General features: G+C 63.4%; 23 protein-coding genes. 9 read left to right on the forward strand and 14 right to left on the reverse strand.

Annotated elements, in window-relative coordinates; genetic code table 11:
• The gene (locus F4Y72_06060) at positions 1–1,416 is read right to left on the reverse strand and encodes a class I SAM-dependent methyltransferase (protein ID MXZ27851.1); all 1,416 of its coding nucleotides are present in this window, start codon (positions 1,414–1,416) and stop codon (positions 1–3) included.
• On the opposite strand from F4Y72_06060, the gene F4Y72_06065 reads away from it, so the two are divergent.
• Entirely contained in the window at positions 1,313–2,515 is a 1,203-nt protein-coding gene (locus F4Y72_06065) for a CoA transferase (GenBank protein ID MXZ27852.1), read from the forward strand. The genes F4Y72_06060 and F4Y72_06065 overlap by 104 nt on opposite strands.
• Positions 2,516–2,528: 13 nt before the next feature.
• Here the strand turns inward: F4Y72_06065 and F4Y72_06070 are convergent, their stop codons facing one another.
• Both F4Y72_06070 and F4Y72_06075 read right to left on the reverse strand, forming a co-directional pair.
• A complete protein-coding gene (locus tag F4Y72_06070) occupies positions 2,529–2,765 on the reverse strand; it encodes a hypothetical protein (protein MXZ27853.1) in 237 nt (78 codons plus the stop codon).
• Positions 2,766–2,894: 129 nt separating this feature from the next.
• Positions 2,895–5,180 carry a TonB-dependent receptor plug domain-containing protein gene (locus F4Y72_06075; protein MXZ27854.1) on the reverse strand — a complete coding sequence of 762 codons (2,286 nt, stop codon included), beginning with the start codon at positions 5,178–5,180 and terminating at the stop codon, positions 2,895–2,897.
• 250 nt (positions 5,181–5,430) lie between these two features.
• Here F4Y72_06075 and F4Y72_06080 point away from each other — a divergent pair, with 250 nt between their 5' ends.
• The 4 genes from F4Y72_06080 (at position 5,431) to F4Y72_06095 (ending at position 9,968) form a co-directional block, all read left to right on the forward strand.
• On the forward strand, positions 5,431–5,691 hold the full coding sequence (locus tag F4Y72_06080) for a hypothetical protein (GenBank protein ID MXZ27855.1): 261 nt from the start codon (positions 5,431–5,433) through the stop codon (positions 5,689–5,691).
• A gap of 20 nt (positions 5,692–5,711) precedes the next feature.
• Positions 5,712–6,617: a DUF4437 domain-containing protein gene (locus F4Y72_06085; protein ID MXZ27856.1), complete on the forward strand. Its 906-nt coding sequence runs from the start codon at positions 5,712–5,714 to the stop codon at positions 6,615–6,617.
• 45 nt (positions 6,618–6,662) lie between these two features.
• Positions 6,663–7,427, forward strand: a complete 765-nt coding sequence (locus tag F4Y72_06090) for an alpha/beta fold hydrolase (GenBank protein ID MXZ27857.1) — start codon at positions 6,663–6,665, stop codon at positions 7,425–7,427.
• A gap of 72 nt (positions 7,428–7,499) precedes the next feature.
• Positions 7,500–9,968, forward strand: coding sequence for a TonB-dependent receptor plug domain-containing protein (locus tag F4Y72_06095; GenBank protein ID MXZ27858.1), 2,469 nt, complete (start codon positions 7,500–7,502; stop codon positions 9,966–9,968).
• Between the two features lie 167 nt (positions 9,969–10,135).
• Here the strand turns inward: F4Y72_06095 and F4Y72_06100 are convergent, their stop codons facing one another.
• The 4 genes from F4Y72_06100 to F4Y72_06115 all read right to left on the reverse strand — a co-directional run bounded on the left by F4Y72_06100 (position 10,136) and on the right by F4Y72_06115 (position 13,875).
• Positions 10,136–10,921, reverse strand: a complete 786-nt coding sequence (locus F4Y72_06100; protein ID MXZ27859.1) for a cadmium carbonic anhydrase — start codon at positions 10,919–10,921, stop codon at positions 10,136–10,138.
• A gap of 64 nt (positions 10,922–10,985) precedes the next feature.
• Complete coding sequence (locus tag F4Y72_06105; GenBank protein MXZ27860.1) at positions 10,986–11,444, reverse strand: VOC family protein; 459 nt, start codon at positions 11,442–11,444, stop codon at positions 10,986–10,988.
• Positions 11,441–12,748, reverse strand: a complete 1,308-nt coding sequence (locus F4Y72_06110) for a dihydroorotase (GenBank protein ID MXZ27861.1) — start codon at positions 12,746–12,748, stop codon at positions 11,441–11,443. Before F4Y72_06110 ends, F4Y72_06105 begins: the two co-directional genes overlap by 4 nt.
• Before the next feature lie 65 nt (positions 12,749–12,813).
• Complete coding sequence (locus tag F4Y72_06115) at positions 12,814–13,875, reverse strand: nitrilase (GenBank protein ID MXZ27862.1); 1,062 nt, start codon at positions 13,873–13,875, stop codon at positions 12,814–12,816.
• Between the two features lie 115 nt (positions 13,876–13,990).
• Here F4Y72_06115 and F4Y72_06120 point away from each other — a divergent pair, with 115 nt between their 5' ends.
• The 3 genes from F4Y72_06120 to F4Y72_06130 are packed head-to-tail and all read left to right on the forward strand — an operon-like array spanning position 13,991 to position 18,738.
• Positions 13,991–15,847, forward strand: a complete 1,857-nt coding sequence (locus F4Y72_06120) for a 4Fe-4S dicluster domain-containing protein (protein ID MXZ27863.1) — start codon at positions 13,991–13,993, stop codon at positions 15,845–15,847.
• A gap of 11 nt (positions 15,848–15,858) precedes the next feature.
• On the forward strand, positions 15,859–17,658 hold the full coding sequence (locus F4Y72_06125) for a 2-oxoacid:acceptor oxidoreductase subunit alpha (protein MXZ27864.1): 1,800 nt from the start codon (positions 15,859–15,861) through the stop codon (positions 17,656–17,658).
• Between the two features lie 24 nt (positions 17,659–17,682).
• Complete coding sequence (locus F4Y72_06130; protein MXZ27865.1) at positions 17,683–18,738, forward strand: 2-oxoacid:ferredoxin oxidoreductase subunit beta; 1,056 nt, start codon at positions 17,683–17,685, stop codon at positions 18,736–18,738.
• On the opposite strand, the gene F4Y72_06135 is transcribed toward F4Y72_06130, so the two are convergent.
• From F4Y72_06135 to F4Y72_06155, 5 genes are all read right to left on the reverse strand, one after another.
• Positions 18,735–19,112, reverse strand: a complete 378-nt coding sequence (locus tag F4Y72_06135) for a hypothetical protein (protein MXZ27866.1) — start codon at positions 19,110–19,112, stop codon at positions 18,735–18,737. The genes F4Y72_06130 and F4Y72_06135 overlap by 4 nt on opposite strands.
• Before the next feature lie 148 nt (positions 19,113–19,260).
• Positions 19,261–19,623, reverse strand: a complete 363-nt coding sequence (erpA, locus tag F4Y72_06140; GenBank protein ID MXZ27867.1) for an iron-sulfur cluster insertion protein ErpA — start codon at positions 19,621–19,623, stop codon at positions 19,261–19,263.
• 9 nt (positions 19,624–19,632) lie between these two features.
• The gene (locus F4Y72_06145) at positions 19,633–20,061 is read right to left on the reverse strand and encodes a polymer-forming cytoskeletal protein (protein MXZ27868.1); all 429 of its coding nucleotides are present in this window, start codon (positions 20,059–20,061) and stop codon (positions 19,633–19,635) included.
• Entirely contained in the window at positions 20,058–20,735 is a 678-nt protein-coding gene (locus tag F4Y72_06150; protein MXZ27869.1) for a hypothetical protein, read from the reverse strand. The genes F4Y72_06145 and F4Y72_06150 overlap by 4 nt, the downstream gene beginning before the upstream one ends.
• A gap of 33 nt (positions 20,736–20,768) precedes the next feature.
• On the reverse strand, positions 20,769–21,305 hold the full coding sequence (locus tag F4Y72_06155) for an RNA pyrophosphohydrolase (GenBank protein MXZ27870.1): 537 nt from the start codon (positions 21,303–21,305) through the stop codon (positions 20,769–20,771).
• Between the two features lie 45 nt (positions 21,306–21,350).
• Between F4Y72_06155 and F4Y72_06160 the strand changes: the two genes are divergently transcribed.
• A complete protein-coding gene (locus F4Y72_06160; GenBank protein ID MXZ27871.1) occupies positions 21,351–22,025 on the forward strand; it encodes a class I SAM-dependent methyltransferase in 675 nt (224 codons plus the stop codon).
• A gap of 7 nt (positions 22,026–22,032) precedes the next feature.
• Here F4Y72_06160 and F4Y72_06165 read toward each other — a convergent pair whose 3' ends face one another.
• Together F4Y72_06165 and F4Y72_06170 are read right to left on the reverse strand one after the other, a co-directional pair.
• Positions 22,033–24,378, reverse strand: coding sequence for a M1 family metallopeptidase (locus tag F4Y72_06165; GenBank protein ID MXZ27872.1), 2,346 nt, complete (start codon positions 24,376–24,378; stop codon positions 22,033–22,035).
• A gap of 94 nt (positions 24,379–24,472) precedes the next feature.
• Positions 24,473–26,311 carry a hypothetical protein gene (locus F4Y72_06170; protein ID MXZ27873.1) on the reverse strand — a complete coding sequence of 613 codons (1,839 nt, stop codon included), beginning with the start codon at positions 26,309–26,311 and terminating at the stop codon, positions 24,473–24,475.
• Positions 26,312–26,351: the final 40 nt, after the last annotated feature.

The following is a 26,351-nucleotide window of genomic DNA, read 5'->3' on the forward strand; positions in this document are numbered from 1 at the left end:
TCAGGCCTGCTTAACCGAACCGAAGCCGTACCAGAAGATCACGTCGGAGAGCCGGCCCGTGTCCTCGCCGAACTCCGGATCGGCCAGGGCCATCGCGATGAAATCTTCCTCGTCGGTATAGGTGTAGCGCGGCATTACCCCTTCGAAGTACCCGTCCGAGGGGAAACCGGCGGCGACCGTCAGTTCTTTCGGATTCTGGTCCCGGAAGTCCTTGTAGAACGGCTCGTTGTTGTAATAGCTGTCCCAGTCCAGGTAGAACTGGTCGTAGGCTGCCATGCGGTCGTTGGGCGGCAGCTCCATGTTGAGCAACACGCCGCCCGGGCGCAGCACGCGATGAGCTTCGGTAATGTATTGCCGGATCGCCTTGTTCGGCAATTCGTGCAGGAACATGGAACTGAACACCACGTCCATCGAGTTGTCGGGAAAGCGGATGTCCTCGGCGCTCTGCTGGTGGAAATGCGCCTTGACGCCCATCGCCTCCGCGCGCGCGTGGGCATAGCGCAGGCAGGGCGCCGCCACGTCGATCCCATGCACCTCGGCATCCGGAAAGACCTGCTTCCAGGGCAGGGTGTTATGGCCGATGGTGCAGCCCGCATCGAGGATCCGCCGGGTCTGGCGGCCGGCGAAGCGGTTCTTGTAGAAATTGGCCATCGACCAGCCGATATCGTTCAGTTCCTTGCCCATGGCGCCGAACGCGAACACGTTCAGCCCCTGGTCGTAAAGGGCGCCCGCCGCGAGGTCTTCTCCCCCGTACTCCTTGTAGTAGCAACCGGGCATCAGGTGAACGTCCACGGCTTCCACGTAGCGCGGAATCTCCAGGTTCGGATCCAGCTCCAGGGTGCCGCCGGCATTGGTCTTGTCCGCAAGGCTCTTGCCCGTGTCGTTGAGTTGCTCGCGCTGTTTCTCGATGCTGTCCATCACCACGTCCCAGACCATTTGCTGAGCGGTGCATCGGGCGGAGGAATACGCCTTGAAAATCTCCCGGCCACGTATCGCGCGATGCACGTCGGCGCCGTCCAGGTTCTTGTCGCCGGACTCCTTCTCCAGGTTTGTGGCAACGGCGGACTCGAAGTCCGTGCGCATGGTTGCGGCGAGATCGTTCAGTACGAAACCGCGAAGTCCGGAAACAAACCTCTCCCGTGCCCGCGTGTCGCGATTCCGGTCCAGGGCCAGGGCGTGGGTGATCGGTTGTGTCATGGCTTTCCCCCCAGAGTGGTAACGTCCGATTGTTGCGGATTCGGCAGGAAAATGCAAAGCGAATACAATCTCGCGCCGTGCCTGCGACCTTACGCCCAATAACGAGACGCAACAGATGACAGCCGGACCTCTGGACGGGATTCGCGTGCTGGAACTCACCAGCGTCGTCCTCGGTCCCTGGGCCTGCCAGTTGCTGGCCGACATGGGCGCCGACGTCATCAAGGTGGAGCCGCCCTACGGAGACTCCAACCGTACCCTGGGCGCTTCGCACAACCCGGGGATGGCCGCGCTCTACCTGACCTGCAACCGCAACAAGCGCGGCCTGGTTCTGGACCTCAAGAAACCTGCCGGAAGGGAAGCGGTGCTGCGCCTGGCGCGCGACGCGGACGTGCTGGTTCACAACAACCGTCCCGGCGTAATGACGCGCCTGGGCCTCGAATACGACGACCTCCGGGCGGTCAACCCGCGGATCATCTACTGCGGGACCTACGGCTACGGCAAGGAAGGGCCCTATGCCCAGCGGGGCGCGCTGGACGACTCGATCCAGTCGGTCAGCGGCTTTGCCATGCTGCACGCGATGGTGCAGGGCGAACCGCGCTACGCACCCAGCGTGGTCGCGGACAAGACCACGGCGATCACGGTGGTCTACGGCGTTCTGGCTGCGCTGTTTCACCGCGAACGGACCGGCGAGGGGCAGGAGCTGGAAGTGCCGATGTTCGAAACCATGGTGTCATTCGTCATGGCCGAGCACCTGTGGGGCCAGGTGTTCGATCCGCCGCTGTCCACGGCCGGCTACAAGCGGCTGATGAGCAAGCACCGCAAGCCGTACAGGACGCAGGACGGATACATTGCCGTGCTGCCGTACCTGGACCGGCACTGGGAACTCTTCTGCACCCGGGCCGGGCGCCCCGAACTGATCGAGGACGAGCGCTTCCGCACGCTGTCGGACCGGGTGCGGAATATCGACGACACCTACGAGGAAACGGGCCGGATTCTGGCCACTCGAACCACGGCCGAATGGATGGAATTGTTCGAAGGCAGCAGCGTGCCAGTCAACGCGGTGAATTCTCTCGACGACCTGCAGAACGACGAACACCTTCGGGCTGTCGGTTTCTGGAGCGAAATGGACCACCCGACCGAGGGGAAGCTTCGCATGCCGGGATTCCCGGTGAATTTCTCGGCCACCCCGGCCGACATTCGCCGCCACCCTCCCCAACTGGGCGAGCACAGCGTGGAGGTGCTGGCCGAGGCCGGCTATTCCCGCGCGGAAATAGACGAAATGCTCGCCAGCGGAGTTACCCGCACTCCCCCGCAATAATCCCGCGCCCGATCTACGCGAGCCGGGACAGCAACACGCCGGTGGCCACGGCGATTGTCGCAATCACGATTCCGGTGGCCGTGAAGGCCGCCTTCCAAATCTCGCCTTTGAGAACGGCGATGGCGCCCAGTGCCGCCCCTTCCCCCCGCTGACTGATGGCGAGCGCGATCGCTTCGGCGTGCTGACGTTCCATGCCCGCGCGCTCAATGTCGCGGGCCGCGCGCAAGGAATCGAAAGCGGCGCTGACCATGCCCCTAATCTAGCACGGTCTCTGCCCAAGGCATAAGGAAAAAGCGGGCGGCTAAGCCCCCTTTTCCCTGCCGCGTGGAAAAACGCACAAAGGCGCGCGCGTTTCTGCCTTGGAGAAGGTGGCTTCGGGTCAGAAGTCCTTGCGGAAGTTCACGGTCCAGGTGCGCGGGTCCTGAAGGTAGAGGCCGATGAAGAACGACGTGCCCTGTTCGCGGTCCGAGCAGTTCTGACATTCCGCGCTGATCGACCAGTTCTGATCCAGGTTGCGCAGCGTAACGGACGCGGTAATCACCGAGTAGCCATCATTGAGCGCGTTCGGCGTGCCGCTAGAGCCGACGCTGTGCTTGCCGAGTTGATAGACGTAGGCGCTCGGGGTGAGCTCCCAGCCGTCGGCAATCGGGATGTCGTAAATCGCGCCCGCCGTGAGCGTGTATTCCGGCGACCGGACAGGGTCGGCGATCTGCCCCAAGTGGTTCACCACGCCTGCCCCGCAGAAGGGAGTTGCCGTGTAGGCAATGCCCGCCGCCAGGTCCGCGTTGCATTGATCCTGCTGCCGCACGATGGAGGGGTTCAGCTCGGCGTACTCCGCGTCCTGGGTTCCAAGGTTCACGAAGACGGTCAATCCGTCGATCAGGGCTGCCGTCAGTTCCACCTCTACGCCCTGGTTTTCGAGCGACGCGTAGTTGCGCGTGTTGAACGTGGGGACGCCGGAAGCGTCGTAGACCGCCGAGGGCAGTTGAAAGTCGGTCACGTCCGCGCTGTATGCGGTGACATTCAGGCGAACGCGTCCGTCCAGCCAGTCCGAGCGCATCCCGAGCTCGTACGACCAGACCTTTTCCGGCCCGAACACTTCGATGAACGATGCGGCCGCGCCCCGGGCGTTCCAGCCTCCGGACTTGAAACCGCGGGTCGCTGATGCGTAGAGCATCAGGTCGTCGTTGACGTCGTATTCGAGCGCCAGCCTTGGCGTGCTGATCTTCGAGTTCTGCTCCAGTGGATATCCCAGGGCGGCGATGTCCGAGGAATTGAATCCGGTGGGCCAGCCGGGATTGGCGGAATAGCCGACATCCTTGGTCTCGTCAGTCCAGCGCACGCCCCCGGTAAGCGTGAGCTTTTCGGTGGCGTTGTAGTCCACCTGCACGTAGGCGGCCAGGGCGTCCGTGTCATTGAAAAGGACGCGGTCCCTCAGGATGAATCCGAAAATGATGTCGGCGAAATCCGTTTCGTTCTCCTCGCGGATGTAGAACAGGCCCGCCACGTAATCCAGCATTCCGTTGTCCGTGGAGCCGGTCAGCTTGATCTCCTGCGTGAACTGATCATGCTCGCCTTCGTTGGCAATGGTGAAGCCGCCGGTGGGAATGGGAGTGTTCAGGAAGTCCAGGGTGAAATCGTGGTCCAGAAACCGCTGTCCGGTAATGAAATTGAGCGTACCGAAGGGTGTTTCAGCTTCGATGTTGGAGTAGATCGAAAGGGAGTTGACCCAGTTGCCCAACGGTTTGCCCGCCTTGGCGCCCGAAATCGGAACGGCCCAGGCGGGCGGAGCATCGGAGCGCAAGCCCGTGAGGGTGAAGCGGTCGTCCGTATCGGGATCGTTGAAATTCAGCAGGTTGGCGTGTTCCTGGTCTACGTATGAAACGGCCGCATCCCAGGTCACGACTTCGCCAAGCCAGCGAACGGCCGCGCGCACGCCGACGTTCTTCTCGTAGTTGATGCCGTCTTCGTCGGTGGTGCGGTTCTCCACGAATCCATCATCGTCGATGGCGTAGGCCGACAGCTTGACCAGCAGGTTGTCCTGGACCGGAAGATCGACGCTGCCGCGGAAGCGCACCTGGCTGAACCGGCCGAAGCCCAACTCGACGTAACCGCCGAGTTCCTCAGCCGGCTTCTTCAGGATCACGTTTACGGCGCCGCCCGTGGTGTTGCGCCCGAACAGCGTGCCCTGCGGACCTCGCAGCACCTCGATGCGGTCGATATCGAACAGTGCGTAGTTGTTGGCGTTCTGCCGGCTTATGAAAACATCGTCGATGTAGCTGCCCACAGGAGGGTCGAACGTGGGTATGGACTCGGTGTTGTTCAGGGCACGGAGCGAATAGACATTGGCCGATCCCAGTCCGGTGTTGTTGCTGCCCATCAGGTTCGGCACCAGGCGGGTCATGTCCAGCCCTTCGGTGACCTGCAGCGTGCGCAGTTGCTCGTCGGAATACGCGCTGACCGCGATCGGAACTTCCTGCACGCTTTCGGCGCGGCGCTGGGCGGTCACGATGACCTCTTCGATCATCTGGTCGTCCTGGGCGAATCCCGGTGCGAGAAGCGCGCAGCCGATAACGGCGGATGTGAGTTTGTAAATCGATTTCATAGGGAGATGTCCCCTGTATTTCAAAAGGAATTGGCGCCAAACGCGCGAAAGCCCGCGCATTCCGTCCCCGAAGGCTATTGGCGGGCTAGCGCGGGATTATATACAAGCGGCGATTTCTTGTCTTTCCGGCGTCTGTAGGGCTCCATGACAGTCAGCAGGCAAGCGAGGTTTGCATTGCCGGGGCCTTTGTGCCAGTATTCTGCGCCTGCTGCCGGGCAGCGGGTTCCGGGAATTTGCCCTGACCTTTTGTGCCGGCGGCATGCGCGGCCAAGTGTTCGCCGCAATCCGGAAAACAATGGGAGGCCATCACGTGGCGAAGAATCTGATCGAATACGAGAAATCCGCCGAGGCGAAGCAGTGGATCAGCGACGAGAGCGCCGAACAGGAGCAGCGCTACCAGCAAATCGTCAAGGATATGGATGATCTGTCCGACGAACGCGATGTGTGGGTGGAAAAGTTCTTCGAGCGCATCCAGACGCGCGGCTTCAACGTTCACTACGACAATCGCCGCCAGATCCCCGATGACGAACTTCCCACCCGTCCCGACCGGCCGTTCAAGGTCGTATTTTAGAGATAAGGGAGCAAATCAAGATGGGCCGTCCACATATCGAACCCTACGTAGAAACCGACGTTCCCTTCCGGCGCATGACCCTGCCCGGTTTCGGCAAGGGCATGCACTACAAGGTGCTCAGCCTGGACAGCGACACGGGCGCCTGCTCGCTGGTCGTGAAATTCGACTCCGGTTATTCCCTGCCCCCGGGCATGAGCTACTCCGAAATGGAGCTCTATGTCATGGAAGGCAGTCTTCAGGTTGGAGACAAGACCTTCGAGACCGGCCACTACGTGTGGCTGCCGCCCGGCGTTTCTATGCCCGCCATCAGCGCTCCGAACGGCGCGCGCTGCATGATGTTCTACAACTACGGCGAGCCGAGTTTCGTGGAGTCCGACGAGGACCATCCGCGCGCCGAGCGCCACAAGATGGTGAGCGTCAACGCGCTGGAAGACATCGTCTGGGGGCCGGCCAACGTGTCGCCGTCCGTGGCGCCGGGCTGCTTCGTGAAGGTTCTCAAGTTTGATCCGCTTACCCACGGGTTCACGTTCATGTATTGCATGACACCGAACTTCTGGCAGGACAACATCTCGTACCACGACTGCATGGAAGAGGGCTATCACGTCTGGGGCACTTCCTGGATGATGCAGTTCGGCTACCTGCCCACAGGCGGCTATTTCTGGCGCCCGCCATGGATCAACCACGGCGCGTTCCAGAGCACCTACGGCTGTATCGCGATCGGGCGGACGGACTCGCAGTTGCACAATTACTTCCACTTCAATCCGTGGACCACGCCCGAGGAGAACCAGGAGCGGGCGGCGGCCCAGCTATACCGGCAGAAGCGGAACCTGTACGAGTGGGTCCGGGCCCAGGACGGCCACAACCACCCGCACGACTTCGAGCACCCGCACTACCACGAACACGTTCACCACGACGACCACGACTGATTCCGGCCGAGCCCGGCGGGGGGCGGGGCGCCGCCCAAGCCGGTCATGATCCCGGTCCCGCGACCGGCAATCCTGCTTGGGCTCGCAGCTTTCCTGGTGCTGCCGTCGCAGCCTGCCCATGCCGATGAGCATCCCGGCAGTCCCGGTGAGCCGACCCATTGCGTCGTGCTGCTGCACGGCATAGGGGGATTCGCGCTGCTCCTCAAGCCGATGGAATTGAGCCTGGAAGAGCAGGGCTACTTCGTGGCCAACGTCACCTATCCCTCGCTGTCGGACCCGATCGAATCACTGGCGATCGAAGCGGTGGAGGAGGGCCTGGAACGGTGCTCGGCGCAGGACCTGTCGCGGATTCACTTCGTGACCCACTCCATGGGAGGAATACTGGTCCGTCAATACCTGTCGCAGGAGTCGATAGCCGGACTTGAGCGGGTGGTGATGCTGGCTCCTCCCAACCAGGGCAGCCGGTTTGCCGACTATGTGGGCGACAGCCCGCTGGGGAAGGTGTATGAACCGGATGCGCTGGCGCAACTGGGAACCGGCGAAGAATCGGTGCCGCGCCGCCTGGACGCCCCCGATTTCGAACTGGGCATCATTGCGGGCACCCGCAACCTCAGAAAGCTGATCCCGGGCGCCCCCTCCGATCCCAGTGACGGTGTGGTCACCGTGGACGAGACGAAGGCGCCCGGAATGAAGGATTTCCTGCTGGTGCCGGCAACGCACACGACCATCATCTGGAACGACGAGGCTCAGCGCCAGACGGCGCACTTCCTGCGCAACGGCCGATTCGACCACCCACGGCAAGGCAGCTGATCCGGTTGCATTGGCAGGAAAAAGCCTGCAAATGGCGCGTGCTAGTATCTTCCATAAGGGAGGGGACAAATCATGGCGCGTAATCCGTTTGCGGTGGTCACCGCAGTCATTTCATTGGTATTCCTGCCGGGTGCGGGGGCAATTTCCCAGGAGCTTGCTCTGGAGGAAATCGTAGTTACGGCCCGAAAGGTCGAGGAAAACCTCATGGAAGTGCCGCTGGCGGTTACGGCGTTCTCCGCCGAGGAACTGGAAGCCATCGATATGGCGCAGCTGGTCGACCTTCAGTTATTTACGCCGAGTTTCCATTTTTCAGACCAGGCGGGGGAGGCGGGCGCCCGCAATGACCGGTCTTCCAACTCCCTGGTGTTCCGCGGCCTGTACCTGAACTTCAACGTGGGCATCAATGCCGGCGGCCTGCTGTTCATCGACGGCGCTCCGGTGGTCGGCGCTTTCATGCCCAGCATTGTCGATACCGAGCGAGTTGAAATCCTGAAGGGCCCGCAAAGCGCGTACTTCGGCCGGTCCACTTTCGTCGGCGCCGTGAACTTCGTCATGAAGGAACCCGGCGATGAATTCGGCGGCCGGGTTTCCGGCGAATTTGCCAAGTTCGGAACGAACGAACAGCACATCATGCTTGAGGGCCCGATCGTCAAGGACAAGCTGTCAGCCCGCGTCAGCGGCCGCCACTGGAAACAGGGCGGGTACATCGACAATTTCGGCGTGCCGGGGGAACGACTCGGCGGCCGCAGCACCAATTCCGTTGCCGCAACGGTGCTGTTCACGCCCACGTCCGCCCTGAAGGCGAAGCTGTTCGTCAACTACTTTGAAGACGAGGATTTCCACGGCGCGCAATTCGCACTCAAGCAGGAGTCCTACAACGGCCGCGCCAACCCGGACGGATCCTGCGATCCCCTGAGCGCACCGCTTCGCGAAGGACTGAGCCCAAGGTCCCGCGCCGCGGGAGGCATTATTTGCGGCGAGTTGCCGGGCATGGGCGAACTGGACCCGGCGATCTTCTCCGCCGATACGGTGATCGATTCGATCCTTCAGAAGACCCTGTTCGATCCGAACCCGAACTGGCCGGCGTTCGATCCCGGCTTCCATCCGGAAGTGGGCCTGAAGCGGGAGGCGTTCCAGGCCAGCCTGCGGGTCGATTTCGATCACTCGTCCGGCTATGCCTTCACGTCTCTGACGGCAGTCCACAAGGACAAGAACCAGAACATCCTCGACCTGAACTACCGTGACGGACGCACGCGGCCCAATCCGCTCGCCCCGGTTTTCATAGGCGTTCTTGGCCGGACCGATATCCGGCCGGACGCGAACGGAACGATGCTGGCGCAGGGCCAGCAGAGAGACTGGAGCCAGGAGCTGCGGGTTACCTCGCCGCAGGACAGGCGCCTGCGCTGGACCGCGGGCTTCAATTACACTGACGCTTTTTCCCCGGGCGGCACGGTGTACGGGCAACTGGTCATCGGGCCGTTCTTCGTTGCGTCCAGCGTAGAACGCTCGTCGGAAACGCCCGCCGTGTTCGGCGCCGCGTACTACGACATCACGGCGAAACTGACCTTGAGTGTCGAAGCCCGCTACCAGCGGGACAAGATCTGGCAGAACACGCGTCGTGACCGCACGGGCAATCCGCCCACGGTGCCCTCGGAGTTCAGCACGACATTCAGCAGCTTCGCCCCGCGTGTCTCCCTGGACTACAACTATGCGGAGAACGCCATGGTTTATGCGCTGTTCTCCCGCGGATATCGCCCCGGCCGCTTCAATGCGGACCTGGCTACCGAGGGCCAGGCCGTGGTTGACGCGCTGCGCGCGGTTGCGCCGAACGCGGGCATCAACATTGAGGAAGAAAAGCTCGACAACTACGAGTTCGGCTGGAAGGCCACCTGGCTTGGCGGACGCGCCCGGACCACGCTGGCGGTGTATTACGACAAATGGCTCAACGGCCAGGTCGGGCAAAGCGTTCCGATCGTCGTCGAAGGCGTCGCCAACCTGATCAACATAACCCTCAACACCGGCGAGGCGACACTCAGGGGAATCGAGTTCGAAGCGCAGTGGCAGGCAACGGAGAATCTGACGCTGGCCGGCACGTACGGACTCAATGACACCGAGATCAATTCCTACAACTGTGTGGACTGCAATAATGTTTACGGCAGCTTTGAAGGCGTGGAGGGCAATAGCCTGCCGCAGGCGCCGCGAATCACCTGGACTCTTTCAAGTCAATATGAGGACAATCTGACCGGCGACTGGAACTGGTACGGCCGGATGGACTGGGCGCACCAGGGAAGCCGTTATACGGACTTCTCCAATATCACGACGACGGCGCCATACGACCAGGTCAACCTGCGTCTCGGCGTTCGCACTGAAACGATTACCGTCGAGGCCTTTGTGCAGAACGCTCTCGATCACGACGAGTTCCTGCAGGGTGTCGTCGGCATTGACCTGTTCACCTTTATTCCCGGTCCGATAAAGAATGAACTGCGGGTGTCCGCTCCCATTCCCCGGACCTACGGCATTCGCGCCTCGTACAACTTCTAGCCGACCCTTCGGCCTATGCGCTCCCCACTCCTGTGTGGAGACGCATGACTGCTTGAAGCTTGCCCCGGAGGGCAAGAACCCATCCATGGGGCTCGGCGGCGGCTGTCCTGCCGCCGACGCTCCACACAGGAGTGGGGAGCGCATAGGCCTTTAGCCGGAGTAACTGGCTACTCGATGGGTGCGAGTAGCTCCGCCGCTGTTACCAGTTGCCGGACGCCGTGCGACTTCGTTTCGTTGAACACGTTGCCCGAGGCGGCCCAGCGGTGTAGTGAATTGATGTCGAGCCTGGCGCATTGCGGGCGCACGTTCCAGGTTACCCGTACGGGAGAGCAGTTGACCTGGTCGTATGAGGGGCCGGTCGTCGAACCGCGGAACAGCACCGGATCGCCGGTGGTCGCCGGGATCATCTTCGCTCGATGCAACCCATCCGCCTCGCCGCCGGTATAGCCCATTTCAGTGAAGTCGAGCGCCCCCGGGTCGTTTACCACCAGAAACACCTGCGCCTCCACCCGCAACAGTGGGCTGTCGCAGCCATCCGGCACACAGGCGCCAAGCCCCTCGCCGGGCGACGCGTCGCATGACGTGTGCACCCAATGCACTTCGATGGTATCGCCGGGCTTGACGCCCTTGTAAGCGCCCTCGGCCGGCGCCAGTTCCGCGGCGCTGAGGTCCGCGGTCTCGTTGCAGGCGTATCCGCCGTCGTCCGCATCGCTTACGAATACGCTGAAGCCCGGACCCTTGTGCTCCGCATTGGTGTGCGTGTGGATGTTGCAGAGATTCATCTGGTCTGCCGGCGGTGCGAGCGGGAAAGATTCCAGGTTCAGGCCCATCGCGCTACTGATATCGCGCGGAGTTTGCGGCCCCATGTTTACGCAAGGCGTTTCGGCGGCGGCCCCCCCGCTGCCGGAAATCAAAAGCGCGAACGCAAGGCCAGAACGCAAAAACCCTCTCATGAAGATGTCTCCCAAAGTTACTCTTACGGGCAGTATAGTCCGCCGCAGATTCTCGCCGCGCAGGCTATCCGGGTCGCTGATTGACTTCGAGGATGAAGCCGTCGGGATCGAATATCGTCATCGACTGCATTTGCGCCGGCTTGCCATCGGCTCCGGTAATGGTGAAGGCGTGGGGCTGGGAGAAAATCCTCGCGCCCGAGGCCTCACATTCGCGATGCACGCGGCTCAGGTCGTCGGTGTGCATTACGATGACTGAATCGCCGATGCCCACAGCCCGTTCTTCCGGCTCGGGCAGCCTGGGGTCGAGGTGCTCCAGCAGGCCGATCATGCTTCCGGCGGGGTCCTTGCCCTGCATCATTACCAGCCGGACCCGGTCGCCGGCCTCGGCGGCAGGGTAGCCCGCGCCTGCCATCGTGATCTCCTGATCGAACGCGGCCGTGAATCCGAGGACATCGCGGTAGAAGGCCATCGAACGCTCCACGCTTCGGACCACCAGCGTTGTCCGCTTGACTACCGTGCTCATGAATCTCCCCTTGAATTGCAATCCAACGCCCGCCCCGACGGCGGCCCGGACAGTTTGCCGTCCTTCCAGGCGACCGCGCCGTTGACGAAGGTCGTGTCGATCCGTGCGCTGAAGCGATGGCCTTCCAGCGGCGACCAGCCGCACTTGTACAGAATGTTCCCGGGATCCACTTTCTGACCGCCTTCGGGGTCCACCAGTACGCAATCGGCGTAGTGGCCTTCGCGCAGAAAGCCGCGATCGGCGATGCCGTACAGGCGCGCCGGAGCGTGACAGGCCGCCTCGACCGCGCGCTCTGCCGTGAAGTGGCCGGCGCGCGCCAGGTCCAGCAGCATGAGCAGCGAATGCTGAACCAGCGGAAGACCGGCGGGCGCGCTCATGTAGTCGCCCGATTTTTCCTCGGCGGTGTGCGGCGCATGATCGGTAGCGATGACGCTGATGCGGCCGTCGGCAAGCGCCTGCCGCAGCGCATCGCGGTCGGCGGCGGACTTGATCGAGGGGTTGCACTTGATCCGATGTCCCAGGCGCTCGTAGTCCCCCTGGTCGAACCACAGGTGATGCACGCAGACTTCCGCCGTGACGCTGCGGGCGCTGCGGAGATCCTCTTGAGGATCGAACTGCTCCAGTTCCTTCGTCGTGGTCAGGTGCAGCACATGCAGCTTTGCGCCGTGCTTTCGGGCCAGTCCTACGGCCAGGCTGGAGGAGCGGTAACAGCACTCCGCATCGCGGATTTCGGCATGCGCGGCGGGCGGAATGGTATCGCCGTAGGCTTTACGGGCGCGCTCAAGTTGTTCTTCGATGCGCGTTCGGTCCTCACAATGAGTCGCGATCAGCAGCGGGCAGTTTGCGAAGATGCGCTCGAGCGCCTCGGGTTTCTCCACCAGCAGGTCTCCCGTGGAGGGCCCCATGAAGACTTTCACGCCGCAGGCCTCGCTGCCCTTAAGCGCCTGGATTTCCTCAAGGTTGCTTTCGGTGGCTCCCAGGTAAAAGGCGTAATTCCCCCGGGCGCGTCCTTTGGCGGCGGCGTACTTGGCGGCGAGTCTCTCCCGGGTGACGGTGGCAGGCGAGACATTGGGCATGTCCATGAAGCTGGTGACGCCGCCGGCCACGGCGGCCGCCGATTCACTGGCGATGTTGCCCTTGTGCACGTGCCCCGGTTCGCGGAAATGCACCTGGTCGTCGATCAGTCCGGGCAGCAGCCATTTTCCTCCCGCCTCGATCTCGGTAACCGCACCTCGTGGGCGGAGAGAGCCGCCGATCTGCTCGATGCGCTCGCCCCGGATCAGAACGTCCTGTTCGGAGCTCATTCCTTCGTTGATCAGGGTCGCGCCCCGAATCACCGTGTCGCCGCGCCCCTGCGCGGCTATGGAATTCAAAGCAGCCCTGCCTTGGCGAGCCGCTCGATGTCCGCGGCCAGGCCGGCGCGCAGTTCGCCGACTTCCGGCGTTCGAACGCCGCCGTCCGCATCGAGCAGGCTTCTGCCGGTGCGCATGACCCGCTCCGCGTAGGTAGAGGCAAATGCCTGCATCGGCATTCTCACCAGGGTGTTGGTCATGCCGCCCATGCGCCTGCGGGCGCGCAGGGCCGCAAGGTCCAGGCAGGCATGCGCGACCATGCTTTCGCCGCCGGGAGCCGCTTCGGCCAGCACATGACCCTCGAAGTCCACCACCTTGGACATGCCCGTGGTCGAATGGGACGGGATCGCCAGGTTTTCCAGCCAGGCCGAATTGGCGCTGACCACGTAGGCGATGTTCTCCACAGCCCGCGACCGCCTTGCCAGTTCCTTGCCGGTACTGCGATTGCTGCCCGCCTCGCTGGTCGGATGCACGAAGATTTCCGCGCCGCGCACGGCGTGGGCACGGGCGATCTCGGGATAGAGAATTTCCTCGGAGGCGATCGCCGCGATACGTCCCAGCGGCGTGTCCGCAACGGGAAATACGCCGTCCTCGCCGTACAGGTCCAGGTAGGCATCCCAGACGTCGAAGGGCGTGGGGGCATTCAGGGAAATCATTCGCCGATAGCGCAATATGACCTCGCCGGACGGATCGATGAGAAAACAGGTCTGGAAGAACAGCTCCGGAAAGGCCGGATCGGTTTCATAGCAATTGCCCGCCAGGTAGATGGAGTGGCGAACGGCGATCTTCGCCAGCTCCTCGTATTCCTCGCCTTTCGGGTCCAGCGCGGCGTTGCGCCGCCACTGTTCGACCGGGGATCCCAGCGGGAAGCCGGTCAATGAGTACTCGGGCAGCACGACGAGCTGCGGAGCCTCTCCGATGTACTGAAGCGTGAAGGCGCAGCCTCCGGCAACGGAGCGCGCCGTGCGCTTGAGGTTCGTGCGCATCAACTCGCGCGCCTCCTCCCGGGTCTCGCACTCGCTGACGGTCAGCGAGCCGGTCTGCAGGGCAAGGGCGGTGTATCGATCCAGATCAGCCATGGCGCAATTATGGCCGCTAATCCGTTCTCCGGGCCAGATTTATTTTTTTGCCAAGGCTGCCCAACTTGTATAATTCAGCATTCAAGCATCCGGCCGTTCCTCCCACGGGGCTTGCATGCAGCCCACCGATATAAGTAACCCAGACTTTTTCCATCGCGTTGTCGATTGCCAGTGGGGCTGCCCGGCGCACACCGACATCCCCGAGTACATCCGGCTGATTGCACAGGGGCGCTACGCCGATGCCTACATGCTCAACCGCAAGTCCAACGTGTTCCCCGCGATTCTGGGCCGGGTTTGCGACCGCCCCTGCGAGCCGGTCTGCAGGCGCGGCCGGGTGGAGGAAAAGCCGGTCGCGATCTGCCGGCTCAAGCGCGTGGCGGCGGACCTGCGCGGCAATATCGACCACCGGCTGCCCACCGCGCCAAACGAAAAGAACGGCAAGCGCGTGGCGCTGATCGGCGCCGGCTGCGCCTCGCTGACGGTGGCCAACGACCTGGCGCCGCTCGGATACGAGCTGGTCATGTACGAATCGCTGGACAAGCCGGGCGGCCTGATGCGCACCAATATCCCGGCGTTTCGCCTGCCCGTGGAAGTCCTCGACGATGAGATGGACCAGATTCTGCGCATGGGCATCGACCTGCGTCTGGGCCACGGGATCGAGAGCATGCGCGATCTGCTGGATAACGGCGGTTATGACGCGGTATTCGTGGGCACCGGGGCGCCCAAGGGCAAGGAGCTGAACCTGCCCGGGCGGCACGACACGAAGTCCATACATATCGGTATCGAGTGGCTGGAAAGCGTGGCTTTCGGCCACCTCGATTCCATCGGGGAGCGGGTGCTCATCATCGGCGTCGGTAACACGGCCATGGACTGCTGCCGCACCTCCCTGCGCCTGGGCGCGAATGACGTAAAGGTCATGGCGCGCAAGCCGCGGGGGTTTTTCAAGGCTTCCGACTGGGAGCTGGAAGATGCCGAAGAAGAAAAGGTTGAAATCATAGTTAACCACTCGCCGAAGGAATTCGTGGTAGAGGACGGGAAGCTGAAGGGCATGGTCTTCGACCTGATGGAATACGACATCGTTGACGGAAGGATTGCCGACAGCCGCATCACCGGCCAGGAGTTCTTCCCCTGCGATGACGTGATCCTGGCGATCGGCCAGGAAACCGCCTTCCCCTGGGTCGAGCGGGACATCGGCATCGATTTCGACCGCTGGGACGTTCCGGTCGTCGATCGCGTCACTTATGAGTCCACCCGCGAAGGCGTCTTCTTCGGCGGCGACGCGGCCTTCGGACCCGAGAACATCATCTGGGCCGTGGAGCACGGCCACCAGGCGGCCATTTCGATCCACAAGTACTGTCAGGGCGAGCCGATTACCGAGCGCATGCCTCCCGGCATGAATCTGCTCGCCGCCAAGATGGGCATCCACGAGTGGAGTTATTCCAACGATTACGAGGCCGCACCCAGGCGGGCCATGCAGCACATGAGCCTGGAGAAGAGGTTCCGCAAGCTGGATATCGAGGTGGAGCTGGGCTTTACCCCGGAACAGGCCGCGCGCGAAGCGCAGCGTTGCCTGAACTGCGATATACAGACGGTATTCGAGGCACCGCTTTGCATCGAATGCGACGCCTGCGTGGACATCTGCCCGGTGCACTGCCTGACCATTGCGCCGAACGGGGAAGAGGAGGACCTGCGGGAGCGTCTTACCGTTCCGGCGCGCAACCTCGACCAGCCGCTTTACGTATCGGCTGATCTGCCCCAGACCGGAAGGGTGATGGTCAAGGACGAGGACCTGTGCGTGCATTGCGGACTCTGCGCCGAACGCTGTCCGACGGCGGCCTGGGACATGCAGAAATCCGAATTGCTGACTCCCTACGTGCACCACGAAGCCGCCGGTCAGCCGCCCCGGGGTTCGCTCGGCAAGCGCAAGGCCGGGGCCGAGACGAAGGAAGCCCCGGTTCGCACGGCGGCGTAGTTGAACGGCTTATGCCGGCAGACAACGATTTCACGATTCGCATCGCCAACGTAAACGGCACTGGCTCGGCCAGCGCCAATTCGTTGCTGATGAAGACCCTGTTCAGGATGGGCATTCCGGTCGCGGGCAAGAACTATTTCCCGTCCAATATCCAGGGCTTGCCCACCTGGTATGAGGTGCGCGCCAGCCACCGCGGCTACCTGGCGCGCTCGGGCAGCGTGGATATTGCGGTGGCAATGAACGCCGAGACGTATCAGCGCGACCTTCGCGAACTGACCTCCGGCGGTTACCTGCTCTACGACTCCACCTGGCCGCGCCGAGAGGTGCTGCGCCGCGAGGACGTGCACATCCTGGGCGTTCCCCTGGCGCGCATGTGCAACGAGAACTTCGACAATGCGCGCGCGCGCATCCTGATGAAGAACATCGCCTACGTGGGCGTGCTGGCCGCGTTGCTGGAGCTCGATCTCGACATCATCCGGGAGCTGCTGCGGCAGACGTTCGCCCGTAAGAAGCCGCTGCTGGAGGCCAATCAGATCGCCATCGGCCTCGGTTACGACTACGCCCGCGAGCACCTGCACTGCCCGTTGCCGTTCACGGCCCGCTCGATGGACGGGCCGGGCTCGCAAATCATCATCGACGGCAATACGGCTGCGGCCCTGGGCTGCGTTTATGCCGGCGCCACGTTCGGCGCCTGGTACCCGATTACGCCGTCCACTTCGCTGATGGACGCGTTTCGCAGTTTTTGCGCCCGCTTCCGCACAGCCAAGGACGGCTCCCGCGATTACTGCGTGATCCAGGCCGAAGACGAACTGGCCGCGATCGGCATGGTGCTGGGCGCCGGATGGAACGGCGCGCGCGCCTTTACGCCCACCTCCGGTCCCGGGATCTCGCTGATGTCCGAATTCCTCGGTTACGGCTACTACGCGGAGATTCCGGCGGTTCTGTTCGACGTGCAGCGGGTGGGTCCGTCCACCGGCATGCCGACCCGCACGCAGCAGGGCGACATCCTGTCCTGCGCCTACGCCTCGCACGGCGACACGCGCCACGTTCTGCTCTTCCCCTCCACCCCGAGAGAGTGCTTTGAAATGGCGGCAACGGCCTTCGACCTGGCCGAAAGACTGCAGACGCCGGTGATCGTGCTTTCGGACCTGGACCTGGGCATGAACGACTGGATGAGCGAGGAGCTGACCTGGGACGACGAATACCGGCCGGACCGCGGCAAGGTGTTGCGCGCCGAACAGCTTGAGGACATGGAGGCCTTCTATCGCTACCTGGACGTGGACGGCGACGGCGTGCCGTACCGCACGCTGCCGGGCGAGCATCCAACGGGGGCGTTCTTCACCCGCGGGTCGGGACACAACATGCACGGCGGCTACACCGAGAATGCCGGCGAGTACCAGGAGGTCCTGGATCGCCTGCGCAGGAAATGGGATCATGCGGCCACCATCGTGCCGCGGCCCGAAATTCGCACGGCCCCCGGCGCGCAGGCCGGGATGATCACCCTGGGCACCGGCCATTCCGCCTGCCGCGAGGCGCTGGACACTCTGGCCGGCCGGGGCGTGGCGCTGGACTACATGAAGATCAATGCATTCCCCTTCGGCGCGGAAGTCGAGACTTTCCTGAACGATCACAAGCGTATATACGTCGTGGAGCAGAACCGCGACGCGCAGTTGCGCACGCTGCTGATCAACGAGGCCGGTGGCCGCGCCGAGCAGCTCGTGGAAGTACTGCACTACAACGGCATGCCGATCCCCGCAACCTCGATCGTCAGCGCGGTGGAGGCGGACATGCTGCGGGACCAGGCGGCTTAGCCGCCGCTGGATGAAGAACACGGCATGAGTTACATCGCCCGTCCCAAGGTCAGCCACCCGGCCCTGGCCCGCAACGAACTGGGCCTGACCATGCGCGACTACGAGGGCGGCATGTCCACGCTCTGCGCGGGCTGCGGGCACGACTCGATCACCGGCGCGCTGATCCAGGCGGTCTTCGAGTTGTCCATACCGCCGCATCGCATGGGCAAGCTCAGCGGGATCGGATGTTCGTCCAAGACGCCGGCGTACTTTGCGGCCTCCTCCCACGGCTTCAACTCGGTCCACGGGCGTATGCCATCGGTATCCACCGGCGCCGCCGCGGTCAATGGCCGACTCCAGTACATCGGAATATCAGGCGACGGCGATTCGCTGTCCATCGGGGTCGGTCAGTTCGTTCACGCCATGCGCCGCAACCTCAACATGCTGTACCTGATCGAGGACAACGGCGTCTACGGACTCACCAAGGGACAGTTTTCCGCCTCCGCCGACACCGGCAGCACCGCCAAGCGCGGCGAAGTGAACGAACAGCAGGCCATCGATCCCTGCCTGCTCGCGATTGCCTCGGGTTGCGGCTTCGTGGCCCGCGGATTTTCCGGAGACCGCTCACAACTGGTGCCGCTGCTCAAGGCCGGACTGTCGCACCGCGGATTCGCGATGATCGACGTGATTTCACCCTGCGTCACGTTCAACGACCACGAGGGCTCGACCAAGAGCTACCGCTTTACGCGCGAGAATGCGTATCCGATCGGCCACACGGACTTCATTCCGCCTGAAGTCGAAATCAAGGCCGAAATCGGCGTGGGCGAGGCGCAGCAGGTTCAGCTGCACGGCGGAGGCAGCATCCTGCTGCGCAGACTGGACCAGGATTACGATGCAAGCGACCGGAGTGCGGCCCTGGCTTATCTGAGCCGCCGCCAGGGTAATGGAGAGGTGGCTACCGGCCTGCTGTTCGTGGAGGAAGGCGGCGCGGACATGCATGAACTCGCGCGATTGGGCGAAACGCCGCTGGCGGACTTGCCGTACGATCGGCTTTGTCCGGGCTCAGGCGCACTGGCGAACTTGCAGGACCGCTTGCGCTAGTTGATTTCCGAGGGCGGGACGCCCTCGTTCCCAGCGGGGGGTTTTTCGGGCAGGGGTGGACAGCGCACCCAGGCGTCCAGTGCAACGGACGTCTGCGCGCTCGTTTGCTTACCCGTCGACGCCCGGCATACCAGGACGCCCTGCGCGGTGAACTTCGACTTCAGCCGCAGCACCGGTCCGGGAGCGACGACGGGCTCGGGACAGAAGAGTTCCGGCCTCAGGCCACGCAACTGCCGGGCAGGAACCCGAACGGAAAACACCCTGCGCCCGGTGTCTTCCTCCGCCGAAAAAGCGGCGCGCACCGTCGTATCGGAGATGGAAACCTGCAGATGCCCTCCCGTGGTGTCGGGCGGGCAATCGAAGTCGGCAGTCACTGAAAACGAGTGCTCTTCGGCCGTTTCCCCCGCCACCCAAACAGGCGCGTTTGCGGGGGGTTCGTTGTCTGTAGCGGGGAGGTAGGGACCTTGCAGAAGTGAGAGCAGAGCGGTGGCCAGTACGGATGTCATCGCACCGCAGGAGAGCTCAGGCGGAAAAGCTCGAACCGCACCCGCATGTGCTCTGGGCGTTCGGATTGCGGATTACGAAGCGTGCGCCGCTCAAGTCGTCCTTGAAGTCGATCTCGGCGCCTTCCAGGTACTGCAGGCTGGTGGGGTCCACCAGGAGGGTTACGCCCAGCTGCTCCACCGAAGCGTCGCCTTCCTCGCGTCGGTCGTCGAAGGTGAACCCGTACTGAAAGCCGGAACAGCCTCCACCGGAGATATAGACCCGCAGCATCAGCGCGGAGTTGTCTTCTTCCTGCAGCAGCTGTCCCACCTTGCGGGCCGCGGCCTCGGTAAAGACCAGCGGAGCGCTGTCCTGTTCTTGGCCGTAAATCTGCGGTTCCATGCCCGTTTCTCAAGTCAGCGACGGTTGCATTCGACTCGTCGAAGTCGACTCCGAGCCAGGTCCGGGCCCAGCCGCGCTACCGGCCGAATCCGCGGAACCGACCAGCAACTGGCCCATTACGACGGCGCCTTTTTCTATTTCGATCTGCCCGTACGCAATCGAACCCTCGATGCGCGCGGTCGATTTAAGGGTTACCGTTCCGCTGCAGCGCAGGTCGCCCACGATCGTGCCCTGGACCAGCATGCGCGCGGCCCTGGCGTTGCCCTCGATGCGCCCGGTCTGCGCGACGGCGAGTTCGCTCTTCTTGTCGTCCGTCGCCGACACGTCGCCCTTGACGGTCCCGGCCACGTGACAGCCCCGGTCGAAAATCAGGTTGCCGGTAACGGTGGCGTCACTTCCGACCAGAGTCGTAACCGCGTTGTTCAGTCGATTCTTCATGTCCTTGGCGCCAGCGGCGCCCACGGAAATTCACGTTCAAAGCTGTGCTGTTCTTCCGGGCTGGGCGTTACGCGTACCCGGATTTTGCTGGGCTCGAATCTCGCGGGCAAGGTCACGTTCGCGCGCAGCTCGGTGCTGCTTTCAAAATTGAATTCTATCCGACTCGCACTGAGCTGGCTGATTTCATGCAGTCCGAGTTCGTGGCCCGCGCCGTCCAGCGTGCCGGCAAACGCGAGTTCCAGATGTCCGCGGCAGCGCGGTTTGTCCGACAGCAAGGCCTGCGTCAAACCCACGCTGAGCCTGTAATCCCGCGCGTCCCCGTCCGGTTCCACGTTGACGGAATGAATTCTCAGCCCGGCGCGGGCTTCCTGGGGCGTAATGAATTCCTGCAGACCATAGATGGTCATGCGCTGATTCATGACCTGGCCCTGCAGGTCGCTCACCTGGGATCTAAGGGCCGCCGCCGCCTCCTCGTCGATCATCTGGTTGAGTTCGTGGTTGCGCAGTTCCAGGTTTTCTATGCGCGCCTGCATCATGGAGATTCTGTCGTTGGCCAGGTTGCGCTGCAGCGACCAGCCGGCATAACCTCCGGCCGCGAAGACCAGGGCAATGATGAGAGACAGCGCGACGGAATAGCGCCCGCGCCATACCAGGACTTTGTTGCGGCCCAGCAAAATCGTTCCCGGAAATCCAACCTTCCGGTTACTTTACCGCATGTTCACCGTCGCCCGCAGGCCGACGCGCTCCCCGAATTCCTCCAGAACCTGCCGGTAAACGGAACGCTTGAAGAACACGACTTCCTCGGCGGGATGCCAGTAATCCACCCAGCTCCAATCGTCGAATTCGGGCTCTTCGGCGAGGTCGGGACGAACGCGCTCGTCCGCGCAGGTGAGCCTCAACAGCCACCAGAGCTGTTTCTGTCCGATACAGCGCGGCGCGCGCGAACGCTGGTACCTGGGCGGCAGCTTGTAGCTTACCCACCGGCCCATGCGCGCCACTTCCCGTACCTGCGACGGATCCAGCCCCAGTTCTTCCTTCAGTTCGCGGTACATGGCGTCCCGGGGCGGTTCCCCCTGCCGAACGCCGCCCTGGGGAAACTGCCAGCCGCGACGGTCGCTGCGGCGCGCCAGCAAAACCCGGTCGCGGCCGTCCCAGACGACGATGCCGACGCCCCGCCGATAGCCCTTGTGGTCGATGATGTCCTGCTCTGGCGCCACGTGTTTCTCCCCTTCACGCGAAAGAATACCCTGCTTGCATTACGATGCGTAACTCCCGGACAGCACACCAACATGAGTCACTCGGTAAAGCAGCATCTCGGACTGGAGACTGAGGTCTACGACCGGACCATACGCACCTGGATTCCCGGTTACGAGCAGGCGCTGAGACGGGCCGCCCGGGAGATCGCACGCGTTCAACCGCGCCGGGTGCTGGACCTCGGCGCCGGGACCGGCGCACTATCCGAAGCCATACTGGATCAGACTGCAACGGCCACGGTCGTATTGCTTGACCTGGACGAGGAAATGCTTGCCCAGGCCCGGGTGCGGCTGAAGCGCTTCGGTGAAAGGGCTCGTTTTCGCCGCCAATCGTTTCTTGATCCCCTTCCGCAATGCGATGCGGTCGCGGCGTCGCTGGCGCTTCACCATGTGCCGGCCATGACGGAGAAGACGCAACTCTACAAGCGGATCCTGAAAGCGCTTCCGCCGGCCGGCGTGCTGGTCAATGCCGACGTCACGATGCCGGCGGGCGAGCCCCGGCGCAGCGAAGACCACGCGAAGTGGGCGGCGCATCTTGTCTCATGCGGCATCGGGGAGGACCGCGCCTACGAGCACTTCAGGGAGTGGGCCGGCGAGGACACGTATTTCCCGCTGGAAATCGAGCTTGAGGCCATGACCGAGGCCGGCTTTGACGCTGCCTGCATCTGGCGGGACATTCCGAACACGCTGATGATCGGACGCAAGCCCTGATGTCGTGTTAATCCTCCTCCGCGCTCCTGACGTTGTGCATGATGTCGCGGTCGGCAAGGTTTCCGGAAGGCGGCATTTTGATACCCTCGATCCGCGACGGAATCATGCGGCTGGGATAGTAGTTGTTCTCGATGTCCGCGTCGGCAGTCTCCCACTTCGGGTCCACCACGATGCTGCTGATCTTCTCCGGCGATACAAGCAGTTTCTTCACGCCGTGCGCCGCGCGCCGCCAGGTCTCGGCCGGCAGATTGATCCGCTCCTGGCTGCCGCCCGCGTAGGTAACTTCGAGAAGGATGGGCATGACAAGCCCGCCGAGATTGGAAAACTCGAGGATGTAGTAATTGAGGTCCTCGTCCACCGCCCTTTCCAGGGTGGCGCGCTCCCAGTCCTCAAGCCCCGCCAGGAATTCCTCGTAGCGCTTGCGTTCCACATCGGTGACCGTGAACTCGTCGTTCTCATCGTAGAAGTCGCGCACGTCCGGGTTTCTCTCCACCCAGGTGCGCCTTCCCTCCGCCCGGTTCTTCTCGACGAATACGGACGGCGGCTCTGACTCCTCTATCTCGCGAAGCCGAGCGTAGTCCACGTCCGGATCTTCGGTATCCAGACGCATTTCATAGACGCGGTCGAGCGAGATGTCGACGTGGTCGGTAGTGTAGAACCAGCCGCGCCAGAACCAGTCCAGGTCCACGCCCGAGGCTTCTTCCATCGTGCGGAAAAAATCGGCCGGCGTCGGCCGCTTGAATTTCCAGCGGCGGGCGTATTCCTTCATGGCGAAGTCGAACAGCTCGCGGCCGAGAACCGTTTCCCGCAGGATATTGAGCGCGGCCGTCGGTTTGCCGTAGGCATTGGGGCCCACCTGCAGCAGGCTGTCGGCCTGGGTCATGATTGGCACCTGATCGGTCGAGGTCATGTAGTCGGTCATGTCGCGCGGTTCTACCGCCCAGTTGATCTCCGGGTCCCACTCGCGCCCGGCCACGGCGTCGAGGTAGCTGTTCAGGCCTTCGTCCATCCAGGTCCACTGGCGCTCGTCGGAGTTCACGATCATCGGGAAGAAGAAATGGCCGATTTCGTGAATGATCACGCCGATAAGGAAGCGCTTGTCGCCGAGGGTGTAGGTGCGCGATCCGTCGTCCCGCAAGGTGGTCCGCGGGCCGTTGAAGGTGATCATGGGGTATTCCATGCCGCCGAGGAATCCCACGCTCACGGACTGGGCGGTCGGATACGGGTAGTCGAAAGTGAACCGCGTGTAAACCTCAAGCGCGTGAATCACGACCTCGGTGGAATAGTCCGACCAGAGCGTCCCGCCTTCCTTGGGATAGAAGGACATGGCCATGACCTGTTCCTGCTCGGCGCCGGGCTGCCGCATGCCCTTCGCGTCCCAGATGAACTTGCGCGACGAGGCCCAGGCGAAATCGCGCACGTTCTTCGCGGAGAAACGCCAGGTGGCGGTGCCGGAGGCGCCGTCGCGCTCGTTCTCGCGCGCCTCGTCGGGCGTGACGATGAAGACCGGCCGTTCGGCGGTTTCGGCCTGCCTGAGCCGCGCCTGCTGTTCGGCCGTCAGCACTTCCCCGCCGTTGGTCAGTTCTCCGGTGGCCGAGACGATGTGGTCCGCGGGCACCGTGATGGCCACGTCGTAGTCGCCGAATTCCAGCGTGAATTCGCCCGAACCGAGAAACTCCTTGTTGGTCCAGCCCTCGTAGTCGGTGTAGGCGGCCAGGCGCGGGAACCACTGCGCAATTGCGAAGATGTGGTTCCCGTCGGTGCGGGCGTCGTCGGGAAAGTGCTCATAGCCGCCCCGCGCCCGAAATGCGGAGCCGTGCACGATGTTGTAGGCGAAATCGACGTTGAACTCGGTCTGTTCGCCGGTCGCCAACGGCGCCGCAAGGTCCACCCGCATCAGGGTGCCCACGATCACGTGCGGCATCGGCCGGCCGTTGCCGTCGGTCACCGCGCTGATTTCGAACCCCAGGTCCTCGTCGTCCATGTACTGCAGCCGGCGCAGGTTGCCGAGGCTGATCTGCGCGGCATCGTCCTGCCCTGCGGCTGCCGCGGGAGGATTCTCGAAGGTACGGCTCATTTCCGCGATCGAATCGTCGCGGAACCGGTTCTGGTCCAGGTGCAGCCACAGCCAGGTAAGCGTGTCGGGCGAGTTGTTGTGATAGGTCACGGTCTGGGTGGCGGAGATGCGCTGCTTCTCCTCGTCCAGCGTTACCTCAATCGAGTAGTCCACCTGCTGCTGCCAGTACGCGTGGCCGGGTTGTCCGGCGGCGTTGCGGTAGGCGTTGGGGGTCGGAAGTATTTCCTCAAGCTGCCGGAACTTGTCCTCGAACGGCGGCTCGTTCGTGGTCTCCATGCTCCAGCCCGCCGCGCAGGTCAGCAGGGCGGCGGCTGCGGCCGGCAGGCGCCGGCGTGTCCATTGGTTCGAAAGCACTGAAGTTTCTCCCGTTCTATTGTTGTATTTCGTATTTGCCGAGTCCGTCATTGCGGTGTTCTCCGTGGGGAGCGCGCTCCGCCCTCCGCGGCCGGTCCGTCACCTCGGCCAGCGGTTTCTCCCAGTCTTTCATTGGCGGCAGGCCCAGCGCCCGGGCCAGCGTAGGGGCGATGTGGCGCGGGGTGACCGGCCGGCCAACGATCGCCGCCTTCAGGTCCGCGCCGTAAAACAGGACCGGCACGCGCAGGTCCGGCAGGTACGGCGACCCATGGCTGGCCGCGTACACGGGCGGGTCCGCACTGACGAAACTGTGCTGCGATTCAACCACGTACATCTCCCCGCTGCGCCCGTCGAACCAGACGTTGCGGATCAGTTCACAAGTCCGGTCGCCGCCGCAGTCGTCCAGCTTCGACACCGGCACTGTCCGCGCGATCTCGGGGCGGGCCTCAAGCCATTCGCCGGCCATGCTGCGGACCGAATCGAGGTCGAGCTCCAGGCGTTCTATGGCCGAAAGGTTGAAGTACGCCCACGGCATCACGATGCCCGTAACCAGGTGTTCGTCCACGTTGAGCTCCGAACTCAACTGGCGGTTCAGGGCTCCGACCACTCTCAAATCCTGTGCGCCGGTCGCGTTGAGGCCGGAGCTCAACCGTCGGTTCAGTGCCTCGGTCAGGCGCCTTGAGAAAACCCGCGTCGCCTCGGGATCGGCGCCGGGCGCGTATTCCGGAATCGGCCTCATTCCATGGTCGGAGCTCAGCGCCAGAAGGAAGCGCCCCGGGCCGACGCGGCTGTCGAGATAGTCCAGAAATTCCGACAGCAAGCGATCCAGCCGGTGGAGATTGTCTTCGGACTCGCGGCTGGCGGGTCCGAATGCGTGCCCGATGCGGTCGGTAGCGGAAAGACTGACGGAGAGCAGGTCCGGAACGTCGTCCTGGCCCAGCGACTCGTTCTCGATGATGACCTGCGCCAGACCCATCGTGATCCGGTCGCCGTCGGGCGCGTAGCGCAGCTGGTCGTAGTACTGCCGCGTACCCGCCTGGGCATATTTATGGGGGAAGACCCGGGTCCAGCCTTGCGGCGGCCTCTCGTGGCGCCGGTCGTCCTCGTGCGCGTAGGCTTCGTCCGGCATCAGCAATTCCCAGGCCGCCGGAACCTGCCGGTAGGCGGTCTCGTTGTATGCGGAGAGCCAGTCCGGCTCGGCCCCTTCGCGGTAGTAGAAGCCGTTGGTAACGAAGCCGCCGCTGCGGGTGGAGTACCAGAACGCCTTGCCCTGCAGTCCGGCGGTGAATACCGCTCCCCGGTCCTTTATGGACACCGAGAAGATCTTTGCGCGCCCCTGGTAGCCGGAATAAAGAATGTCGGCCAGCGTGGGTGCGGCCAGGCGCGACGGGGATACGCCGTATTCCCTGTCCCAAACGCTGGGGAAGGGCCGCCCCACCTCGCGTTCGTACCAGAAATTGGAGATCACGCCGTGCTTCGACGGGTGGACGCCCGTGGCGATAGTCGCGTGGCCGGGAGCGGTGGCGCTGGTCGCGTGGTCGTAGGCGGCGTTTCCGTAGACCACGCCCCCTTTCCAGAGGCGCCGGAATCCCGACGAAGAGTCCTTCTGCGCCCATTCGCGGGTCCGGTCCGCGGTGAGCTGGTCCACGACCAGGATTACGGTCAGCGCCGGCGGTTCGCCGGCCACAGCGGCGTCCTGAGCCCAGACCAGGTTGAGCGCAAGCAGGGCGGCCAATGGCGCGAGCCGGCGTATCGGATTCATGGCGGGCCAATGTACCGCAAAGCGAACCTGCCCACCAACTTTGCGTCGAGCATTGCGCCCTGCATCCCCTTCCGGGGAGACGCATGAACCCATCCATGGGGCTCGGCGGCGGCTGTCCTGCCGCCGACGCTCC

The sequence above is a fragment of the Gammaproteobacteria bacterium genome (assembly GCA_009838035.1).
GTDB lineage: Bacteria > Pseudomonadota > Gammaproteobacteria > Steroidobacterales > Foliamicaceae > Foliamicus.